This is a genomic window from Pseudomonas sp. RA_105y_Pfl2_P56 (genome assembly GCF_963970845.1).
Taxonomy (GTDB): domain Bacteria; phylum Pseudomonadota; class Gammaproteobacteria; order Pseudomonadales; family Pseudomonadaceae; genus Aquipseudomonas; species Aquipseudomonas baetica_A.
This window is the reverse complement of the sequence record NZ_CAXAPL010000053.1, coordinates 12,879-32,557: the sequence shown is the minus strand read 5'-3', so window position 1 is coordinate 32,557 and position 19,679 is coordinate 12,879. Positions and strand designations below refer to the sequence as shown.

The following is a 19,679-nucleotide window of genomic DNA, read 5'->3' as shown; positions in this document are numbered from 1 at the left end:
TTCGAGCACTACAACGAGCAGCATCCACACAGCGCCTTGAACTATCGCTCTCCGAGGGAGTTCAGGCGCTTAGCGGCAGCATCAATTTAACGGGGAGTTGGTGTCCGGTTTGGTAGGGGCAAGTCCAGCGGTATATGGGCAGCTTATGGTTTCGGAGTCGTTATTAATCCGTATGCGTTGGTTGTCGGCATGGCTCTGGCTATAGGAGGTACTATCGCTGCCAATCTGTTGACCGACAGTGACATGGAGATAGTGGTGAAAAAAGGCCCATTCGGTAGCCAATTTGCCGAAGCGGGAATGCTGGATCATGCTTTGGGCAATGGTCAGCGTTTTTCTCACTTGAAGGATCCGCAGGTTGCCTATCAGCAACTACTCGGCATTATCGGAAAACCACAAATATTCGTACAACGGTTGGCCGAATGGCGAAAAAAAGCACCCGTAGCGCACCGCAAGGCTTTAGAACAAGCGGATCATGATCGCTCGCCAATACCAACTTCGGGGCTTCAATGCGTTGTACCTCAGAAACAAGCCCTAGACGATCAGGACTGGGCTATAGTTCTCAGCTCTCCACTATTGTCAATGTTCGAGAATGCCAAGCAATTTCAATTGATCGCTCAAGAGTTCCAAAGTAGCTTGCGAATTAACGGTCTTTTCGACGTAAAACGCTACCATCGTGTACCCGCTGCAGCGCCTAAGGTAGCAGCGCTTTCGTTGGACTCGACTAGCGTGCTTTACATCGTCCCCGCAAGCTTACCCATAATTCAGCTTAGCCCCCTAGAGCGTTATAATGTTCGGGTAACTCAAGGTTTAAAAATTAGTGCTCAGTTTGAATTAAGCTCAGATCAGCAAGACGAGCATTTGATTTTACCCCAGCCCAGCCCTAAAAACTGGTCAGCATTTTCACCGTCAAACCGTCGACTACCGCCAGACAATCTGCCTGTAAATGAAACACCCCCCTATTGGCAAATTGAAACCACTGAGCTCCCTGTATGACATTTAAATTGGACACTCCATATGCTGTAAGTGCATATTACAGCAACAACCAAGAAGCGTTGCCGCCACCCAAATCGGCACAAGACCTCAATCGTTCAGGTACCTTTGATACTCATCTTGCTTTTGGTCACTACGCATACCTAGAGCCAGAAATGGAAGTCACTGCCCAATTAGAGAGTAAAGAGCAGTCAGCATATCGCCGACAGCGGGAGACGGGACACACTGAAAATATATACTGCAGCGCGAGCCGCTGGCAATTTCAAAGCACCACTAAGATTCCACATCTACTATTTATACTTAAATTAATTTGTATCTCTTTCGTATCAGCTGTTTGGGGACTCGGAATAGTCACTGAGTTCGCCCCCAACACAGGGAGAAGCGATGTTAATGCGTTTTATATGTTAATTGGATGCATAGCTGTCGTGGCTGCCATGTATATTTCACTTGCGCTATTCATGAGTGGCAAAAAACTGGTGCATCAGATCCAAATCGGCGGTTTCGTAATTTTCGCCGGTACCGTTCTATGGAGATATGGTTCACTTTTTGGAACTGACAGCATGCAAGTTTGCCTCTGGCTAGGCACATTTCTTTATTTCGTAGCAACTGTCGGGACTGATAGCCTGCTGTGGCTGTACGGCAGAATGAGCACCCACGACGGAAGCGAGTTCAATCGCCTCGACGGAATGCTCCGCTTCAAGCGGCGTTTCCGTCGACTCTTCGTTGCACCTTTTGAAGAGTTTGACCCGGTGTTGCAACTGCTACCCAGCGGTTATGGTTCCCATGACTATGCCCTGTGGCTTCATCACCGCTACACCGACAACAAGATTTGTCTGGCCACCAAAGTCCACGCCCTGGGCCTCGACCAGCCGAATGCGCTGGCCTTCTGGGATTGCCTGCAACGTTACATGGACGTCACACAACCGCTGCCGGACCTGCCGGTGCTTGAGCAAAGTCGTCACCTGGACCCGGTAACCGCCGCCTACGACGTAAAAACCGGCCGTAACCCACGACGATGGCGAGATCAATCGGAAAAAGCCTGGCTGGCAACGGGCTCCAAAGCGCTGAGCAAGCAGCTCGAAGAATATCCATGGCAACAAAAACCATGCATTGTTAAAGCACGTATTGACCCATCTTTAACAATTGAGGCGTATTACCGATCCCAAGAAGCGAAAGGTATATTTGCCACCCCCAAGGCCGATGATTTTGATGATGTGCATCGGCCCTGAAGAGGTAGAGGTAGGCATCAGCCCAACTGACGAACCTGCCTCTCCAATTCCACCTTCAACCCTGGCTCCAACTTCAACTGCCGCGCCAACTCATCCAGATAGCTCTTCTCCATAAAGCTCTCCTCGTCCACCAGCATCACGCTGGCGATATACATCTCAGCCGCCATCTCCGGCGTACTCGCGGCGCGGGCGACGTCGGTCGGGTCGAGGGGTTTGTTGAGTTCGGCGTGCAGCCAGTGCTGCAGTTCCTGATCATTGTCGAGCTTGGTGAATTCACCCTCGATCAATTGCCGCTCGCGATCGTCGATGTGGCCGTCGGCTTTGGCGGCGGCGACCAGGGCTTTGAGGATTGCCTGGCTGTGTTGTTCGGCTTGCGCGGGTGGCACTCGGTCGAGGGTTTGTGGCTCGGTTTGCGGGGCGGTGCCTTTTTGGGCGTTGTAGTTGCCGTAGGCTTTGTAGGCCAGCACGCCGAGTGCGGCGAGGCCGCCGTAGATTGCGACTTTGCCACCGACCTTGCGCACTTTCTTGTTGCCGAGCAGCAGGCCCATGGCGCCTGCCGCCAGTGCGCCACCGCCGGCACCCGACAGCAGACCGCCAAGGCCACTACCGCCGGACGATCCGCCAAGCAAGCCGCCCAACCCACCGGCAGCCGTTTTGTTTTGCGACCCGCCGGCCTTGTTCTGCAACAGATCCTGGCCGGATTTGAGTAGTTGATCGAGCAATCCACGGGTGTTCATGTTCCGCCTCCAAAACAGGGGTTATCCGGATCTATAAGGCCCTCAGCCTAGTTCGAAAGTGCCCCTGCCCTGTTTGCGAGTGTGCTTCCAGATGTTGCTCAGTAGGCGCAAAGCGTTCGCGAAAATAGATATACACTCCAGCCAATCTATAAAAACCGCCCACTGGGTACCCTTCCCATGATGACCTTGCGTCAGATCCGTCACTTCATCGCCGTGGCCGAAACCGGCTCGATCTCCGCCGCCGCGCAAACGGCGTTCATTTCCCAATCGACCCTGACCCTGGCGATCCAGCAACTGGAAGAGGAAATCGGCGTTAGCCTGTTCAGCCGACACGCCAAGGGCATGACGCTGACACATCAGGGTCATCAATTCCTACGCCAGGCTCACCTGATTCTGGCGACTGTGGACAATGCCAAACGTAGCCTCCAGCAAAGCACCGATCAGGTCGCCGGGCAGTTGATCGTCGGTGTGACCAGTCTGGTCGCCGGTTATTACCTAGCGGATCTGCTCACCCGATTCCAGCGTGCCTATCCCAACGTTGAAATAAGAGTGATGGAGGACGAACGCCCCTACATTGAGCACTTGCTGGTCAGCGGCGAGATCGATGTCGGGGTGTTGATACTCTCCAACCTCGAAGACCGTCATGCCTTGCAGACTGAGGTGCTGACCCATTCGCCCCACCGTTTGTGGCTGCCAGCGCAGCATCCGCTTTTGGAACACGACAGCATCAATCTCGCCGACGTCGCTCGCGAGCCGTTGATTCAACTGAACGTCGACGAAATGGATAGCAACGCTCAACGTCTATGGCAGGGCGCCGGACTGCAACCGAAGATCACTCTGAGAACCGCATCGACCGAGGCCGTGCGAAGTCTGGTCGCAGCGGGCCTGGGCGTGTCGATCCAGCCGGACATGACCTATCGCCCGTGGTCGCTGGAGGGCGACATCATCGAAGCCCGCCCCATCGCCGACCTCAACCAGACCCTCGACGTCGGCCTGGCCTGGCGCCGTGGCACTGCGCGCCCAGCATTGGTCGACCCATTCCTGACCGTCGCTCGCGAACAACCCCACGGCGGGCGCAAGCCATCTATTTAATCGAATGCCACCTTCAGTATTTAGAATTTGTCGACCCCGGAGCCGCGCACTAGTCTTGCTGCATCTATAAGACGGTCGGCTCCCGGTGACAGAGGGAGCAACAATGACCACACAAGAAAAGAGATCGCGGAAAATGGCTGGCGCGCAGACCCCGATGTGTACCGCGTTGTTGATCGACGGCCAACTGGTCGCCGGGGAAGGTTTTGTCGAGCCGATCCTCAACCCGGCCACCGGCGAAATTCTCACGCACATTGCCGAGGCCAGCACCGAGCAGGTCGAAGCGGCGATCCTCGCCGCCCACCAGGCCTTTGCCCAATGGTCGCGCACGACGCCGCAGCAACGTTCCAACCTGTTGCTCGACATCGCCAACGCCGTCGAAAAACACGCCGATCACCTCGCCCGCCTCGAATCGCTGAACTGCGGCAAGCCATTGCACCTGGCGCGTCAGGACGATTTGACCGCGACCGTCGATGTGTTCCGCTTCTTCGCCGGTGCCGTGCGCTGCCAGACCGGCCAGCTCAGCGGCGAATACCTACCGGGTTACACCAGCATGGTCCGTCGCGATCCGATTGGCGTGGTCGCCTCGATCGCGCCGTGGAATTACCCGATCATGATGGCCGCGTGGAAAATCGCCCCGGCCCTCGCTGCCGGCAACACGCTGGTGTTCAAGCCGTCCGAACACACGCCGCTGTCGATCCTCGCACTGGCGCCTGCGCTAGCCGAGATCCTCCCGCGTGGGGTGATCAACATCATCTGCGGCGGTGGCGAAGGCGTCGGCAGCCATTTGGTCAGTCACCCGAAAATCCGCATGGTGTCGCTGACCGGCGATATCGTCACCGGCCAGAAAATCCTCCAGGCCGCCGCGAAAACCCTGAAACGCACTCACCTCGAACTTGGCGGCAAAGCCCCGGTAATCGTGTGCAACGACGCTGATCTAAAAGCTGTGGTCGACGGCGTGCGCACCTACGGTTATTACAACGCCGGGCAGGACTGCACTGCCGCCTGCCGGATCTACGCACAGGCCGGGATTCACGACCAATTGGTCGCCGAACTCGGCGCCGCCGTCAGCAGCCTGCGCTTCGCTGGCAAACGCGATGCCGACAACGAGATCGGCCCGTTGATCAGCACCCGCCAGCGTGACCGCGTCGCCAGTTTCGTCGAGCGCGCCCTTGGCCAGCCGCACATCGAACGCGTGACCGGTGCGGCCGTGCATTCCGGTGCCGGTTTCTACTATCAACCGACGCTGTTGGCCGGTTGCAAACAGAGCGACGAAATCGTTCAACGCGAAGTGTTCGGCCCGGTGGTGACCGTGACCCGTTTCGACGAACTCTCGCAGGCCGTCGACTGGGCCAACGACTCCGAATACGGCCTGGCCTCGTCGGTGTGGACGCAGAATCTGGACAAGGCGATGCAGGTTGCCGCCCGCCTGCAATACGGCTGCACCTGGATCAACAGCCATTTCATGCTGGTCAGCGAAATGCCCCACGGCGGGCTGAAACGCTCGGGTTACGGCAAAGACTTATCCAGCGATTCGCTTCAAGACTACAGCGTGGTGCGGCACATCATGGCCCGCCACGGCCAGCATCTCTGACTACGCTAATAACAAGACGCCAACGGCATGCTTCACCGCGTTCACAACTGCCCCGACCATAATTTAAAGAAGAGGGTTCAACCATGTTCGTGCACAAGACCGCACTGCTCAGTGCAATCACCACGGCCTTGCTGGCCAGCGCCAGCCTGCAAGCGGCAGAACCGCTGAAAGCTGTCGGCGCCGGCGAAGGGCAGTTGGATATCGTCGCCTGGCCGGGCTACATCGAACGTGGCGAGAGCGACAAGGCCTACGACTGGGTGACCGGTTTCGAGCAGGAAACCGGCTGCAAGGTCAACGTGAAGACCGCCGCGACCTCTGACGAAATGGTCAGCCTGATGGCCAAGGGCGGTTACGACCTGGTCACCGCGTCGGGCGATGCTTCGCTGCGATTGATCGTCGGCAAGCGTGTGCAACCGATCAACACCGCGTTGATCCCGAACTGGAAGACCCTCGACCCACGCCTGAAAGATGCGCCGTGGTACGTGGTCAATAAACAGACCTACGGCACCCCGTATCAGTGGGGCCCGAACGTGCTGATGTACAACACCAACGTGTTCAAGACTGCGCCAACCAGTTGGAATGTGCTGTTCGCCGCGCAGGATTTGCCCGACGGCAAGCCGAACAAGGGTCGTGTGCAGGCCTATGACGGCCCGATCTACATCGCCGATGCGGCGCTGTATCTGAAATCGACCCGGCCTGAACTGGGCATCAAGGATCCGTATCAACTGACCGAGGCGCAGTACAAAGCCGTGCTGGATTTACTGCGGGCGCAGCAGCCGCTGATCCACCGCTACTGGCATGACACCACGGTGCAGATGAGCGATTTCAAAAACGAAGGCGTGGTCGCGTCGGGCGCCTGGCCGTATCAGGTCAACAGCCTGGTGAACGAGAAGCAGCCAATCGCTTCGACCATTCCGAAAGAAGGCGCCACCGGTTGGGCCGACACCACCATGTTGCACGCCGAGGCCAAACATCCCAACTGTGCATACAAATGGATGGACTGGTCGCTGAAGCCCAAAGTCCAGGGTGATGTGGCGGCGTGGTTCGGCTCGTTGCCGGCGGTGCCAGCGGCGTGCAAGGAGAGCGAATTGCTCGGCGCCGAAGGTTGCAAGACCAACGGTTTCGACCAGTTCGACAAAATCGCCTTCTGGAAAACTCCGCAAGCAGAAGGCGGCAAGTTCGTGCCGTATAGCCGCTGGACGCAGGATTACATCGCGATCATGGGCGGTCGCTAGTCTTTGAATTGACGCCGCGCCCCCCTGTGGGAGCGGCGGTGCGACTTGCTCGCGAAAGCGGTGTGTCAGCCAGCCCCCATGCCGAATGATAGACCGCGTTCGCGAGCAAGCCCGCTCCCACATCGGGATCACCAACACCAGCAAACCGCAAAACGTTTCAGCTTTTTCAGAAGTCCAGGCAGGGCCGCTGCGACGGCTTTCGCCTTTTTGGAGCACCGCACCATGACGCTTGCAGTCCAGTTCACCAACGTTTCCCGGCAGTTCGGCGAAGTGAAGGCCGTTGACCGGGTTTCCATCGATATCCAGGACGGCGAGTTCTTTTCCATGCTCGGCCCCTCCGGCTCGGGCAAAACCACCTGCCTGCGACTGATCGCCGGGTTCGAGCAACCGAGCGCCGGTTCGATCTGCATCCACGGCGCCGAAGCGGCCGGTCTGCCGCCGTATCAACGCGATGTAAACACTGTATTTCAGGATTACGCACTGTTCCCGCACATGAACGTGCTGGATAACGTTGCCTACGGTTTGAAGGTCAAAGGCGTAGGCAAAGCCGAGCGCCATAAGCGCGCCGAAGAAACCCTGGACATGGTCGCCCTCGGCGGCTACGGCGTGCGCAAACCGGTGCAGTTGTCCGGTGGTCAACGACAGCGTGTCGCCCTGGCCCGCGCCTTGGTCAATCGCCCTCGCGTGCTGTTGCTCGATGAACCACTCGGCGCACTCGACCTGAAACTGCGCGAGCAGATGCAAAGCGAATTGAAAAAGCTGCAACGCCAACTCGGCATCACCTTCATCTTCGTGACCCACGATCAGACTGAAGCCCTATCAATGTCCGACCGCGTCGCCGTGTTCAACAAGGGCCGCATCGAGCAGGTCGACACGCCGCGCAATCTGTACATGAAACCGACCACCACGTTTGTCGCCGAGTTCGTTGGCACCTCGAACGTGATTCGTGGCGATCTGGCGCGCCAGCTCAGCGGACACCCGCAGCCGTTTTCGATCCGACCGGAACACGTGCGTTTCGCCGAGGGCCCGCTGGCCAGTCACGAAATAGAAGTCAGCGGTTTGCTCCACGACATCCAGTATCAAGGCAGCGCGACCCGTTATGAACTGACGCTGGAAAACGGCCAGACCCTGAGCATCAGCCACGCCAATAATCAGTGGATCGACAGCAGCGCGCAGCACCAGACCGGCCAGCGCTTGAGTGCGCGTTGGGCGCGTGAAGCGATGATTACGCTGCACGACACCGTTGCGAGCGGGGTGTGAGATGAGCACGCTCGCGACGACTCCATCGCCACCGTTGCGCAGGTTTTCCAACCTGCTCTATCGCAAGCCCAACCTGTACCTGTTGATGTTGCTGGTGCCACCGCTGCTGTGGTTCGGCGCGATCTATCTAGGCTCGCTGCTGGTGCTGCTGTGGCAGGGTTTCTATACCTTTGACGACTTCACCATGGCGGTGACGCCGGACCTGACGCTGGCGAATTTTGCGGCGCTGTTGCGGCCATCGAACTTCGACATCATTCTGCGCACGCTGAGCATGGCCATTGCCGTGTCGATGGCCAGCGCCCTCGTCGCGTTCCCGATTGCCTACTACATGGCGCGTTACACCACGGGCAAGACCAAAGCGTTTTTCTACATCGCGGTGATGATGCCGATGTGGGCCAGTTACATCGTCAAGGCTTACGCATGGACGCTGTTGCTGGCCAAGGGGGGCGTGGCGCAGTGGTTCGTTCAGCACTTGGGGCTGGAGCCGGTTTTGCAATTCATTCTGGGCATACCGGGCGTGGGCGGCAGCACCCTGTCGACCTCGAATCTGGGGCGGTTCATGGTCTTCGTCTACATCTGGCTGCCGTTCATGATCCTGCCGATTCAGGCCTCGCTGGAACGTCTGCCGCCGTCGCTGTTGCAAGCGTCTGCCGACCTTGGCGCCAAGCCGCGCCAGACGTTTATGCAAGTGATTTTGCCGCTGTCGATTCCGGGGATTGCGGCGGGTTCGATCTTTACGTTTTCGCTGACGCTGGGCGATTTCATCGTGCCGCAACTGGTGGGTCCGCCGGGCTACTTCATCGGCAGCATGGTGTATGCGCAGCAAGGCGCGATTGGCAATATGCCGATGGCAGCGGCGTTCACTCTGGTGCCCATCGTTCTGATTGCGGTTTACCTGTCCATCGTCAAACGACTGGGGGCCTTCGATGCACTCTGAGCGCGCTTCACTGGGTCTGCGCATCGCGGCCTGGGGCGGGTTGGTGTTTCTGCACTTCCCGATCCTGATCATCTTCCTTTACGCCTTCAACACCGAAGAGGCCGCGTTCAGCTTTCCACCGAAGGGCTTCACCCTGCACTGGTTCAGTGTGGCGTTTTCGCGGCCGGACGTGCTGGAGGCCATCAAGCTATCGCTGCAGATTGCAGCCATCGCCACGTTGATCGCGATGGTGCTTGGCACGCTGGCGTCGGCGGCGCTGTACCGGCGTGATTTCTTCGGCAAACAGGGCATCTCGCTGATGCTGATCCTGCCGATTGCGCTGCCGGGGATCATCACCGGGATTGCGTTGCTGGCGACGTTCAAAACGCTGGGAATCGAGCCTGGGATGTTCACCATCATCGTCGGCCACGCGACCTTCTGCGTGGTGATCGTCTACAACAACGTCATCGCCCGTCTGCGCCGTACTTCGCACAGCTTGATCGAGGCCTCGATGGATCTGGGCGCCGACGGTTGGCAGACCTTCCGTTACATCATCCTGCCGAACCTCGGCTCGGCGTTGCTGGCCGGCGGCATGCTCGCGTTTGCGCTGTCGTTCGACGAAATCATCGTCACCACGTTCACCGCAGGGCATGAACGCACGCTGCCGTTGTGGTTGCTCAATCAACTGAGCCGGCCACGGGATGTGCCGGTGACCAACGTCGTCGCCATGCTGGTGATGATGGTGACCATGCTGCCGATCCTGGGTGCCTATTACCTGACCCGAGGTGGCGAAAGCGTGGCGGGGAGTGGCGGCAAGTAAACGTCCCCCCCCTGTGGGTGCGGGCTTGCTCGCGAAGAGGCCAGCACATTCAACATTGATGTTGGCTGCCTTACTGCTTTCGCGAGCAAGCCCGCTGCCACCGTTGAACCCGGTTTCTTCTGAAAAATAACAATGGCTTCAAAGAGGACAAAAACATGCAAACCAAACTCTTGATCAACGGCCAACTGGTCAACGGCGAAGGCCCGGCGCAACCGGTGCTCAACCCTTCGCTCGGTGAAGTGCTGGTGGAGATCAACGAAGCCAGCGAAGCCCAGGTCGATGCAGCCGTGCGTGCCGCCGACAACGCCTTTGCCGAGTGGTCGCAAACCGCGCCGAAAGACCGCTCCTTGCTGCTGCTCAAACTCGCCGACGCCATCGAAGCCCACGGCGAGGAGTTGGCGAAACTCGAATCCGACAACTGCGGCAAACCCTACAGCGCCGCGCTGAATGACGAGATCCCGGCGATTGCCGACGTGTTCCGTTTCTTTGCCGGCGCCAGTCGTTGCATGAGCGGATCGGCCGGCGGTGAATACCTGCCCGGCCACACCTCAATGATCCGTCGCGACCCGGTCGGCGTAATCGCCTCCATCGCGCCGTGGAACTACCCGTTGATGATGGTCGCCTGGAAAATCGCCCCGGCACTGGCCGCCGGTAACACCGTGGTGCTCAAGCCGTCGGAACAAACCCCGCTGACCGCGTTACGCTTGGCCGAACTGGCGTCGGACATTTTCCCGGCCGGCGTACTCAATCTGGTGTTTGGTCGTGGGCCTACCGTTGGCAGTCCTTTGGTGACTCATCCGAAAGTGCGCATGGTCTCGCTGACTGGCTCCATCGCCACCGGCTCGAACATCATTTCCAGCACCGCCGACAGCGTCAAACGCCTGCACATGGAACTGGGCGGCAAGGCGCCGGTGATCATCTTCGACGACGCCGATATCGATGCGGCGGTTGAAGGCATCCGTACGTTCGGCTTTTACAACGCCGGGCAGGACTGCACCGCGGCCTGCCGGATCTACGCGCAGCAAGGCATTTATGACAAGTTTGTGGAGAAGCTCGGCGCGGCCGTCAGCAGCATCAAGTACGGTTTGCAGGATGATCCGTCCACCGAACTGGGGCCGCTGATCACTGCGCAACATCGCGACCGCGTCGCCGGTTTCGTCGAGCGTGCCGTGGCGCAACCGCACATCCGTTTGATCACGGGTGGCAAGTCTGTGGACGGCAATGGTTTCTTCTTCGAACCCACCGTGCTGGCCGATGCGCAGCAGGACGACGAAATCGTCCGCCGCGAAGTGTTCGGGCCGGTGGTGTCGGTGACCAAGTTCACTGATGAAGCGCAGGCGCTGGAGTGGGCCAACGATTCGGACTACGGCTTGGCGTCCTCTGTGTGGACTGCGGATGTAGGACGCGCGCATCGGATGTCCGCGCGGTTGCAGTACGGCTGCACCTGGGTGAACACGCACTTCATGCTGGTCAGCGAAATGCCTCACGGCGGTCAGAAATTGTCTGGCTACGGCAAGGACATGTCCATGTATGGGCTGGAGGACTACACCACGGTTCGGCATGTGATGTTCAAGCACTAAGCCTTTAAAAGCTTCGCGTCACCCCGGCTTCAAGGCAGAAACCGGCTCTACGCACCACCAGGACTCCAAAACAATAACTACCGAACCGGGCGGCGCCCTTAGGCCCCGCCACGGCCTCGGCCATCCGAAATCTGCCGATTTCACGGAGCAAACACACATGAGTGCATCACCCTATCTCTCAGCCGCCGTTGCCGACAGCGATGCCGAACAACTGCGCCAACTGGGCTACACCTCCAACTTCAATCGCAGCATGAGCCTGTGGGAAAACTTCGCCCTGGGCTTCACTTATCTGTCACCGGTCGTAGGGGTTTATACCCTGTTCGGCCTGTGTCTGGCCGCAGGCGGGCCACCGATGTTCTGGGCCTACTTGCTGGTCGGTTGCGGTCAGTTGCTGGTGTGCCTGATCTTCGGCGAAGTGGTGTCGCAGTTCCCGATCTCTGGCGGCGTCTATCCATGGGCGCGCCGCTTGGTGGGCAAGAAATGGGCGTGGATGGTCGGCTGGATCTACTCCATCGCCCTGTGCGTGACCATTGCCGCCGTGGCGGTCGGCGCCGGCCCGTACCTGGCCGCCATGATGGGCTTTGAGCCAAACAACAACACCAACATCGTCATCGCCCTGGTGCTGACCCTGTTCGCCACACTGGTCAACCTCAGCGGTACCAAAGTGCTGGCGCGCATCGCCATGTTCGGCTTCCTCTGCGAACTGGTCGGCGCGGTGATCGTCGGCGTGTACCTGCTGATCTTCGAACGCCACCAGCCGCTCAGCGTGCTGTTCAACACCTTCGACATCAGCGTCGACGGCTCGTACCTGCCAGCCTTCCTCACTGCATCGCTGGCGGGGATGTTCCTCTACTACGGCTTCGAGGCCTGCGGCGACGTCGCCGAAGAAACCCCGAACCCGAGCAAGAAAATCCCGGTGGCCATGCGCATGACCATCTACATCGGCGGCATCGCGGCAATGTTCGCCTGCCTGGCGCTGATCCTCGCCGTGCCGGACATGCAAGCGGTGATCAATGGCACCGACAAAGACCCGGTCACCACCATCCTCAACAACGCCTTCGGCCCGGTCGGTTCGAAAGTGGTGATGGGCGTGGTGATGATTTCCTTCATCTCCTGCGTCATCAGCCTGCAAGCGGCAGCCAGCCGTCTGCTGTACTCCTACGCTCGCGATGAAATGGTCATCGGCAGCCGACTGCTGAAAAAGCTTTCTCCTACGACCCAGGTGCCGGTGGCTGCACTGTTCGTGGCCGGCGTCCTGCCCGCCCTGATCATCGTCCTCGGCTTCTTCCTGCAAGACGCCGTGGCCACCATCGTCAGCTTCGCCGCCATCGGCATCTACCTCGCGTTCCAGATGATCGTGCTGGCCGCCCTGTATGCGCGGATGAAAGGCTGGAAACCCAGCGGCAAATTCACCCTCGGCGTGTGGGGCTGGCCGGTGAATATCGGCGCACTGGTGTATGGCGTTGGCGCGATCATCAACATGGCCTGGCCACGCACGCCGGATGCGGCTTGGTATGTGAACTACGCGATGGTGTTGAGCACCGTAATCGTGATTGGTTTGGGCCTGGTTTACATGTGGATTGGCAAGCCGTATGACCATGGGAAGGCGCCGGCCGGGGATGCCTGGAAGGTGAGTCGCTAAGAAGAATCACCCCGGAATCAAGATTTGATTCCGGGGTCTCCCCGAAGCACTCTCATCAATTCATCTGTACGCCATTTGATCTCCGCTTTACCTCTGACAGCTTCGAAGCGATCCAGATCGATCACCTTTCTCTTTTTACCTCTCGCTTCATCTTTGCTCACAGAATTACTTCTCCCGTTTTCCCGGTTGCTAACTCATAAAGGAAAATCTTCGGTACAGGGATGGTTTCGCAGCAAGAGCTGCAAAAACAGGCATTTCCTACAGACACAACCTTCCGGAGAAAGCCCCATTTCCTACGCCGTGCGTCGACAGAGTAGACTTGGCGCCGCTAGCGCCTGACCGATAGGCTTTGTCCCGTCGCTGCCAAATCAGCGGCCCGGGGTCGAAGCCGGAACATCATCAACTTGGCGCAACTGCGTCCTCCATAGAGACCGGGGCTTTTTTGCCTTTCAGTTTCGCGTTATGGCGGATCGTGTGGTGCGGGCCTCTCGGCTTCCATGTTGATCGAGAATGTTCCGACTTCGAACGCCACACGGTTCGCCACCCAAAATCTGTCGAAGGATTCGTGGCGACTCTCATTTCAACATGGAGTCAGAAATGCCTAAGCACACGCCAAATCCACCTGAAACCCACCCGCACTTCACCCCCACCGTCTTCACCCGCCACAACCGCTTCCTCCACGCGTTCATGCAAGACCACGAAGCCTGGTTCTGCGTCCAGGATCTCGGTCGCCTGATGGGTTATCCGCTGAACGAACACCTCACTCTGAAACTCGATCCCGACCAGCGTCGCAACGTCCTCATGCGCAAGGACGGCGAAATCGTCGATTGCGCGACGGTCAGCGAGTCCGGCCTGTACGCCCTGCTCGTCCATCACTTCGTGCCGCAAAACCGCAATCTGCGCCAATGGCTGAGCCATGAAGTAATTCCGATGTTGCGCGAAAGCATGGCAACGCCTGTGCAGAACGGCCCGAGCCTGAGTTCGGTTAACTGGGCTGGGGTCACCGTCCCTCTGCTTCACTGGCAGCAGCAGGCGTGGGTCAAATGGCGTGACGTGCCGGAGTTGATGCACGGCCAACAGCCGTATCCGGTTTTGGGAACCTGTAGCTGAAATCCATCCAAAAAAACTGTGGCGAGGGCGCTTGCTCCCTCGCCACAGGCTATCCCAACGTTAAAACCGCGAAACACTCCTCATCGCATCCACCAGATACCGCATGGCGATCCGGTCGCTCTCTGAGAGCTCCCGATAACGCTCCAACAGTTTCAACTCATCAGAGCTGAGCCTACGCCTTTTGCGACCGCTGCCAAGGCAGGGAAAGATGCCCAACATGTCAGTGATGCCTTGTATTTTTGCCATGGACGATGTCCTTCTCTAATACGTCAAAGAACTGCTCAACCACCACATCGCCCTGCCCCTTTCAGCAGCGTCGTGTGCCCCACCGGTCTGAAGGTTCGCGACCGGTCATGTCCATAGAATAGAAATTTAATCGGTGCTGAAAAGGGTTTTTTAGAGTAATTAGTCGAAAAAAGCAGAAATGCCCTGTAAATCAGAAAGTGCCGTCGGAAAAAATACCGACATGTCTTGTTTCATTGCCAGACTGAGCCTCGTAATCAATCATTTTTGCTCGACAATCGAACGGTTTAAGCTAGCCGGCATCTGTTTATAGTCCGCAGCGTTTGGCCGAAGGCTTGTCCGAACCGTACTTTCTGATCCAGCACGTGCCAGGAACGGCGCGGGATTGCACACGACAGGTTGTATTTATGCACCGCAGGAATTTGCTTAAAGCGTCCATGGCCATTGCGGCTTACACCGGTCTTTCAGCCTCAGGCCTGCTGGCGGCGAATGCCTGGGCCGCCAGCGGTGACGTCGCTGATGGCGACGCACAAGCCTTCGATTTCCAAGCCCTGAAGCGCAAGGCCAAACAATTGGCCGGCAGTGCCTACCAGGACACCAAACAGGTGCTGCCGCCGACGCTGGCGACCATGACCCCGCAAAACTTCAACGCGATCCGCTACGACGGCGAGCATTCGTTGTGGAAGGAGAACAAGGGTCAACTGGACGTGCAGTTCTTCCACGTCGGCATGGGTTTTCGCCAACCGGTGCGCATGCACAGCGTCGATCCGAAGACCCGTACCGCCCGCGAGGTGCATTTCCGCCCGGCGCTGTTCAACTACGAGAACACTTCGGTCGACACTCAGCAGCTCAAGGGCGATTTGGGGTTCGCCGGCTTCAAGCTGTTCAAGGCGCCGGAACTGGATCGTCATGACGTGCTGTCGTTCCTGGGCGCCAGCTATTTCCGTGCAGTAGACGCGACTGGCCAATATGGCCTCTCGGCGCGTGGTCTGGCGATCGACACCTATGCCAGGAAGCGCGAAGAATTCCCTGACTTCACCCAGTTCTGGTTCGAGACACCGGATCAGAACGCCACGCATTTTGTGGTTTATGCCCTGCTCGACTCGCCGAGCGCGACCGGCGCCTATCGCTTCGACATCGATTGCCAGGCCGAACGCGTGGTGATGGAAATCGACGCGCATATCAACGCACGCACGGCCATCGAACAATTGGGCATTTCGCCGATGACCAGCATGTTCAGTTGCGGCACCCACGAGCGCCGCATGTGCGACACCATCCACCCGCAAATCCATGACTCGGATCGCCTGGCGATGTGGCGCGGCAACGGCGAGTGGATCTGCCGTCCGCTGAACAACCCGGCGACGCTGCAGTTCAACGCATTTGCCGACACGGACCCTAAAGGTTTTGGTCTGGTACAAACCGACCATGAATTCGCCAACTATCAGGACACCGTCGACTGGTACAGCAAACGTCCGAGCCTGTGGGTCGAACCGACGACCGCATGGGGCGAAGGCTCTATCGATCTGTTGGAAATCCCTACCACCGGCGAGACCCTCGACAACATCGTCGCGTTCTGGACGCCGAAGAAACCGGTGGCCGCCGGTGATTCGCTGAACTATGGCTACAAGCTTTACTGGAGTGCCCTGCCACCGGTCAGCACGCCGTTGGCGCGGGTGCAGGCGACCCGTTCCGGGATGGGCGGATTCACTGAAGGCTGGGCACCGGGCGAGCATTATCCGCCGGTCTGGGCGCGCCGTTTCGCCGTGGATTTCACTGGTGGCGGTCTGGATCGCCTGCCGCAGGGCACCGGGATCGAACCGGTCATCACCTGCTCCAACGGCAAGGTGCAGGACTTCAGCGTGTTGGTGCTCGATGACATCAAGGGTTACCGGATCCTGTTCGACTGGTACCCGACCAACGACAGCGTGGAGCCCGTGGAACTGCGGTTGTTCATTCGTACCAATGACCGCACGTTGAGTGAGACCTGGCTGTACCAGTACTTCCCGCCGGCGCCGGACAAGCGTAAGTATCCTTGAGGGTTTGAGGCGCCTGCTCGCGAAGACGGCAGCACTGGCAAAACAGCCGCCAACAGAAAAAACAAAGCCCCGACCCTCACTGGCCGGGGCTTTTTGCATGTCAGCGACGCACTCAATCGCGCAAATCAGACTCATGAATCGGCTGATCACGATGGGTCGCACGCTGATACTGCGCCGGCCACACCGCTTTGCGTCCGCCCAGATCATCATCGGCGTGCAACGGCCAGTACGGATCACGCAGCAACTCGCGGGCGAGGAAGATGATGTCGGCCTGGCAGGTACGCAGAATGTGCTCGGCCTGCGCAGGTTCGGTAATCATTCCCACAGTGCCAGTGGCGATGCCTGACTCTTTGCGCACGCGTTCGGCGAAGCGCGTCTGATAACCCGGCCCGACAGGAATCTCGGCGTTGGCTGCCGTGCCACCCGAGGAAACGTCGATCAGGTCCACACCCAATGCTTTAAGACGCCGCGCCAGCTCAACGGTTTCGTCAGGGTTCCAGCCGTCCTCAACCCAATCGGTGGCCGACACACGGACAAACACTGGCAGTTCCTCTGGCCAGACTGCCCGTACCGCTTCAGTGACTTGCAGCACCAGACGAATCCGGTTTTCGAACGAGCCGCCGTACTGATCGCGCCGTTGATTACTCAGCGGCGACAGGAACTGGTGCAGCAGATAACCGTGCGCGGCGTGAACCTCAACCACACTGAAACCCGCTGTCAGCGCGCGTTCTGCGGCATCGACAAAGGCTTGGATGACTTCGGCGATCTGCCCTTCATCGAGCTGTTTGGGTTGCGTGTGCTGCGGATCAAAGGCAATCGGCGACGGCCCGACCGGTGTCCAGCCGCCATCATCCGGTTTGACGCTGCCGTGCTTGCCGATCCAGGGTCGCTGGGTGCTGGCCTTGCGCCCGGCGTGAGCCAGTTGAATGCCGGCGACCGCGCCCTGCGAGGTGATGAAACGAGTGATACGTTGCAGTGGTTCGATCTGTTCGTCATTCCACAGGCCAAGGTCTTGGGCGGTGATCCGACCGTCGGCCGTCACCGCCGTGGCTTCGGTGAACACCAGCCCGGCGCCACCCACGGCGCGGCTGCCAAGGTGTACGAGGTGCCAGTCGTTGGCCAGACCGTCGACGCTGGAGTATTGGCACATGGGCGACACGGCGATGCGGTTGGGCAGGGTCAGTTGGCGCAGAGTAAAGGGTTCAAGCAGCAGACTCATGGGGCACCTCTCAAATCAGTGGGCAGGCTCCAGGGTTCTGTTTGAATAGTCGTCGAGTGACAGGAAGAGATGCAGCACCCGCCCCCGCGGGCAAAAAACGACAAGACGTCACAAGGCCAATCAAGCAGTGCTTAGAGCCTAGTCGACAACCGGGGATGCGGGAGGGTTCAGAGTCATTCCGTGTGGGAAAGTCCGCCTTCGCGAGCAAGCTCGCTCCACCAGGAAAACACCGGACCTGTGGGAGCGACTTTGCTCGCGAAGGGGTCAGCGCGGTTCGATGTGGGCAATCATCAGTTGCACGGTCTCATTGCCACGAAACTCGTTAACGTCGAGCTTGTAAGCCAGTTCGACCCATTTGATCGTCGGATTCGGCCAGATGTCGCGGTCGATACCGAAGGCGATGCCGTCGAGTTTCACCGAGCCGCACTCGCTTTTGAGTACCACTTTCAAGTGTCGCTCACCGACGACCCGCTGCTCGACCAACTGGAATACACCGTGAAACAGTGGCTCCGGAAAGTGCTGACCCCAAGGCCCGGCATGGCGCAGGGCGCGGGCCAGCTCAAGGTGGAATTCTTCAACCGCCAGCGTGCCGTCCGACAACATGCGCCCGGTGAGGTCTTCTTCGCGAAGTTGCCTACGCACTTCGGCGTCAAATGCCTCAGCGAACAACGGAAAATTCTCCTGCGGCAAGGTCAGGCCGGCTGCCATTGCGTGGCCGCCGTATTTGGCAATCAGGTTTGGATGCTGCGCTGCAACCACGCTCAAGGCATCACGAATATGGAAGCCTTGCACTGAACGCCCCGAGCCCTTGAGCAAACCATCGCCAGCATCGGCGAAGGCGATGGTCGGACGGAAATAACGCTCTTTCATCCGTGAGGCGAGGATGCCGATGACGCCCTGGTGCCACTCCGGATCAAACAGGCACAGACCGAACGGCATCGATTCAACGGGCAAGTCCTTCAACTGGGCCAGCGCTTCGCGCTGCATGCCTTGCTCGATGGTTTTGCGATCCTGGTTCATACCGTCCAGTTGCGCGGCCATTTCGTGGGCCATGTTGGCGTCGGCGGTGAGCAGGCATTCGATGCCCAGGCTCATGTCATCCAGGCGCCCGGCGGCGTTCAGGCGCGGGCCGACGATGAAACCCAGATCCGTGGAGGTGATGCGAGCCGCATCACGCTTGGCCACTTCAAGGATCGCTTTGATCCCCGGCCGCGCACGCCCGGCGCGAATCCGCTCCAGCCCCTGATGCACCAGAATCCGGTTGTTGGCGTCCAATGGGACAACGTCGGCGACACTGCCCAACGCGACCAGATCAAGCAACTCGCCGATGTTCGGCTGCGGCTTGCTTTCGTACCAGCCGAGGCTGCGCAGGCGCGCGCGCAACGCCATCAACACATAGAAAATCACCCCGACACCGGCCAGCGCCTTGCTCGGGAACTCGCAGCCTGGCTGGTTGGGATTGACCAGCGCATCGGCCAGCGGCAGTTCATCGCCGGGCAAGTGGTGGTCGGTGATCAGCACTTTGAGCCCATGACGCTTGGCAGCGGCCACGCCTTCAACGCTGGAAATGCCGTTGTCGACGGTGATCAGCAACTGCGGCTCGCGAGTCATGGCAACTTCGACGATTTCCGGGGTCAGGCCGTAACCGTATTCAAAGCGATTCGGCACCAGATAATCGACATGAGCGGCACCCAGCAGTCGCAGACCGAGCATACCCACCGTGCTGGCCGTGGCGCCGTCCGCGTCGAAATCACCGACGATGAGGATGCGCTGGCGTTGCTCCAGCGCTGTCACCAGCAGATCGACTGCCGCATCGATGCCCTTGAGTTGCTGGAACGGAATCAACCGCGCCAGACTCTTGTCCAGTTCCGCCTCGGATTGCACGCCCCGCGCCGCATACAAGCGGGTCAGCAGCGGCGGCAGGTCACCGAGAAAAGGCAGAGTGGCAGGCAGTTGACGAGGTTCGATACGCATGGGGT

General features: G+C 59.0%; 16 protein-coding genes. 12 read left to right on the top strand and 4 right to left on the bottom strand.

What is annotated here, in order from left to right; translation table 11 throughout:
- Window positions 1-189 precede the first annotated feature (189 nt).
- Window positions 190-993 (top strand): hypothetical protein, encoded by an 804-nt coding sequence (locus AACY11_RS25605; protein WP_339496004.1) that lies wholly within the window; start codon window positions 190-192, stop codon window positions 991-993.
- Window positions 994-1,550: 557 nt separating this feature from the next.
- Window positions 1,551-2,219 carry a hypothetical protein gene (locus AACY11_RS25600; RefSeq protein WP_339496006.1) on the top strand — a complete coding sequence of 223 codons (669 nt, stop codon included), beginning with the start codon at window positions 1,551-1,553 and terminating at the stop codon, window positions 2,217-2,219.
- A gap of 17 nt (window positions 2,220-2,236) precedes the next feature.
- On the opposite strand, the gene AACY11_RS25595 is transcribed toward AACY11_RS25600, so the two are convergent.
- A complete protein-coding gene (locus AACY11_RS25595) occupies window positions 2,237-2,956 on the bottom strand; it encodes a tellurite resistance TerB family protein (RefSeq protein ID WP_339496003.1) in 720 nt (239 codons plus the stop codon).
- A 177-nt stretch (window positions 2,957-3,133) separates the two neighbouring features.
- On the opposite strand from AACY11_RS25595, the gene AACY11_RS25590 reads away from it, so the two are divergent.
- The 9 genes from AACY11_RS25590 (at window position 3,134) to AACY11_RS25550 (ending at window position 14,202) form a co-directional block, all read left to right on the top strand.
- On the top strand, window positions 3,134-4,048 hold the full coding sequence (locus tag AACY11_RS25590) for a LysR family transcriptional regulator (protein WP_221729866.1): 915 nt from the start codon (window positions 3,134-3,136) through the stop codon (window positions 4,046-4,048).
- Window positions 4,049-4,181: 133 nt separating this feature from the next.
- On the top strand, window positions 4,182-5,639 hold the full coding sequence (locus tag AACY11_RS25585) for a gamma-aminobutyraldehyde dehydrogenase (RefSeq protein WP_339496005.1): 1,458 nt from the start codon (window positions 4,182-4,184) through the stop codon (window positions 5,637-5,639).
- Between the two features lie 83 nt (window positions 5,640-5,722).
- Entirely contained in the window at window positions 5,723-6,874 is a 1,152-nt protein-coding gene (ydcS, locus tag AACY11_RS25580; protein WP_339434046.1) for a putative ABC transporter substrate-binding protein YdcS, read from the top strand.
- A 222-nt stretch (window positions 6,875-7,096) separates the two neighbouring features.
- Complete coding sequence (locus tag AACY11_RS25575) at window positions 7,097-8,134, top strand: ABC transporter ATP-binding protein (RefSeq protein ID WP_339466174.1); 1,038 nt, start codon at window positions 7,097-7,099, stop codon at window positions 8,132-8,134.
- Between the two features lies 1 nt (window position 8,135).
- Window positions 8,136-9,071, top strand: a complete 936-nt coding sequence (locus AACY11_RS25570) for an ABC transporter permease (RefSeq protein ID WP_339434044.1) — start codon at window positions 8,136-8,138, stop codon at window positions 9,069-9,071.
- A complete protein-coding gene (locus tag AACY11_RS25565) occupies window positions 9,061-9,870 on the top strand; it encodes an ABC transporter permease (protein WP_003222021.1) in 810 nt (269 codons plus the stop codon). Before AACY11_RS25570 ends, AACY11_RS25565 begins: the two co-directional genes overlap by 11 nt.
- 155 nt (window positions 9,871-10,025) lie before the next feature.
- Complete coding sequence (locus AACY11_RS25560) at window positions 10,026-11,450, top strand: gamma-aminobutyraldehyde dehydrogenase (protein WP_339496002.1); 1,425 nt, start codon at window positions 10,026-10,028, stop codon at window positions 11,448-11,450.
- Window positions 11,451-11,607: 157 nt separating this feature from the next.
- Window positions 11,608-13,092, top strand: coding sequence for an APC family permease (locus AACY11_RS25555; RefSeq protein ID WP_339466173.1), 1,485 nt, complete (start codon window positions 11,608-11,610; stop codon window positions 13,090-13,092).
- A 597-nt stretch (window positions 13,093-13,689) separates the two neighbouring features.
- The gene (locus tag AACY11_RS25550) at window positions 13,690-14,202 is read left to right on the top strand and encodes a BRO-N domain-containing protein (protein ID WP_339496001.1); all 513 of its coding nucleotides are present in this window, start codon (window positions 13,690-13,692) and stop codon (window positions 14,200-14,202) included.
- Window positions 14,203-14,262: 60 nt separating this feature from the next.
- Here the strand turns inward: AACY11_RS25550 and AACY11_RS25545 are convergent, their stop codons facing one another.
- A complete protein-coding gene (locus AACY11_RS25545) occupies window positions 14,263-14,448 on the bottom strand; it encodes a hypothetical protein (RefSeq protein WP_221729874.1) in 186 nt (61 codons plus the stop codon).
- Window positions 14,449-14,852: 404 nt separating this feature from the next.
- Between AACY11_RS25545 and AACY11_RS25540 the strand changes: the two genes are divergently transcribed.
- Window positions 14,853-16,481, top strand: coding sequence for a glucan biosynthesis protein D (locus AACY11_RS25540; protein WP_339434039.1), 1,629 nt, complete (start codon window positions 14,853-14,855; stop codon window positions 16,479-16,481).
- Between the two features lie 112 nt (window positions 16,482-16,593).
- On the opposite strand, the gene AACY11_RS25535 is transcribed toward AACY11_RS25540, so the two are convergent.
- Both AACY11_RS25535 and recJ read right to left on the bottom strand, forming a co-directional pair.
- Window positions 16,594-17,700: an NADH:flavin oxidoreductase/NADH oxidase gene (locus AACY11_RS25535; protein WP_339496000.1), complete on the bottom strand. Its 1,107-nt coding sequence runs from the start codon at window positions 17,698-17,700 to the stop codon at window positions 16,594-16,596.
- Between the two features lie 264 nt (window positions 17,701-17,964).
- The gene (recJ, locus tag AACY11_RS25530) at window positions 17,965-19,674 is read right to left on the bottom strand and encodes a single-stranded-DNA-specific exonuclease RecJ (RefSeq protein WP_339495999.1); all 1,710 of its coding nucleotides are present in this window, start codon (window positions 19,672-19,674) and stop codon (window positions 17,965-17,967) included.
- Window positions 19,675-19,679 lie beyond the last annotated feature (5 nt).

Excerpts from the sequence above, each read along its gene's own strand:
- AACY11_RS25550 (WP_339496001.1), top strand. The coding sequence starts at position 13,690 with ATGCCTAAGCACACGCCAAATCCACCTGAAACCCACCCGCACTTCACC.
- AACY11_RS25545 (WP_221729874.1), bottom strand. The coding sequence starts at position 14,448 with ATGGCAAAAATACAAGGCATCACTGACATGTTGGGCATCTTTCCCTGC.
- AACY11_RS25595 (WP_339496003.1), bottom strand. The coding sequence starts at position 2,956 with ATGAACACCCGTGGATTGCTCGATCAACTACTCAAATCCGGCCAGGAT.
- AACY11_RS25555 (WP_339466173.1), top strand. The coding sequence starts at position 11,608 with ATGAGTGCATCACCCTATCTCTCAGCCGCCGTTGCCGACAGCGATGCC.
- AACY11_RS25570 (WP_339434044.1), top strand. The coding sequence starts at position 8,136 with ATGAGCACGCTCGCGACGACTCCATCGCCACCGTTGCGCAGGTTTTCC.
- AACY11_RS25600 (WP_339496006.1), top strand. The coding sequence starts at position 1,551 with ATGCAAGTTTGCCTCTGGCTAGGCACATTTCTTTATTTCGTAGCAACT.
- AACY11_RS25560 (WP_339496002.1), top strand. The coding sequence starts at position 10,026 with ATGCAAACCAAACTCTTGATCAACGGCCAACTGGTCAACGGCGAAGGC.
- AACY11_RS25575 (WP_339466174.1), top strand. The coding sequence starts at position 7,097 with ATGACGCTTGCAGTCCAGTTCACCAACGTTTCCCGGCAGTTCGGCGAA.
- AACY11_RS25540 (WP_339434039.1), top strand. The coding sequence starts at position 14,853 with ATGCACCGCAGGAATTTGCTTAAAGCGTCCATGGCCATTGCGGCTTAC.
- AACY11_RS25585 (WP_339496005.1), top strand. The coding sequence starts at position 4,182 with ATGGCTGGCGCGCAGACCCCGATGTGTACCGCGTTGTTGATCGACGGC.
- AACY11_RS25535 (WP_339496000.1), bottom strand. The coding sequence starts at position 17,700 with ATGAGTCTGCTGCTTGAACCCTTTACTCTGCGCCAACTGACCCTGCCC.
- recJ (WP_339495999.1), bottom strand. The coding sequence starts at position 19,674 with ATGCGTATCGAACCTCGTCAACTGCCTGCCACTCTGCCTTTTCTCGGT.
- AACY11_RS25565 (WP_003222021.1), top strand. The coding sequence starts at position 9,061 with ATGCACTCTGAGCGCGCTTCACTGGGTCTGCGCATCGCGGCCTGGGGC.
- ydcS (WP_339434046.1), top strand. The coding sequence starts at position 5,723 with ATGTTCGTGCACAAGACCGCACTGCTCAGTGCAATCACCACGGCCTTG.
- AACY11_RS25605 (WP_339496004.1), top strand. The coding sequence starts at position 190 with ATGGCTCTGGCTATAGGAGGTACTATCGCTGCCAATCTGTTGACCGAC.
- AACY11_RS25590 (WP_221729866.1), top strand. The coding sequence starts at position 3,134 with ATGATGACCTTGCGTCAGATCCGTCACTTCATCGCCGTGGCCGAAACC.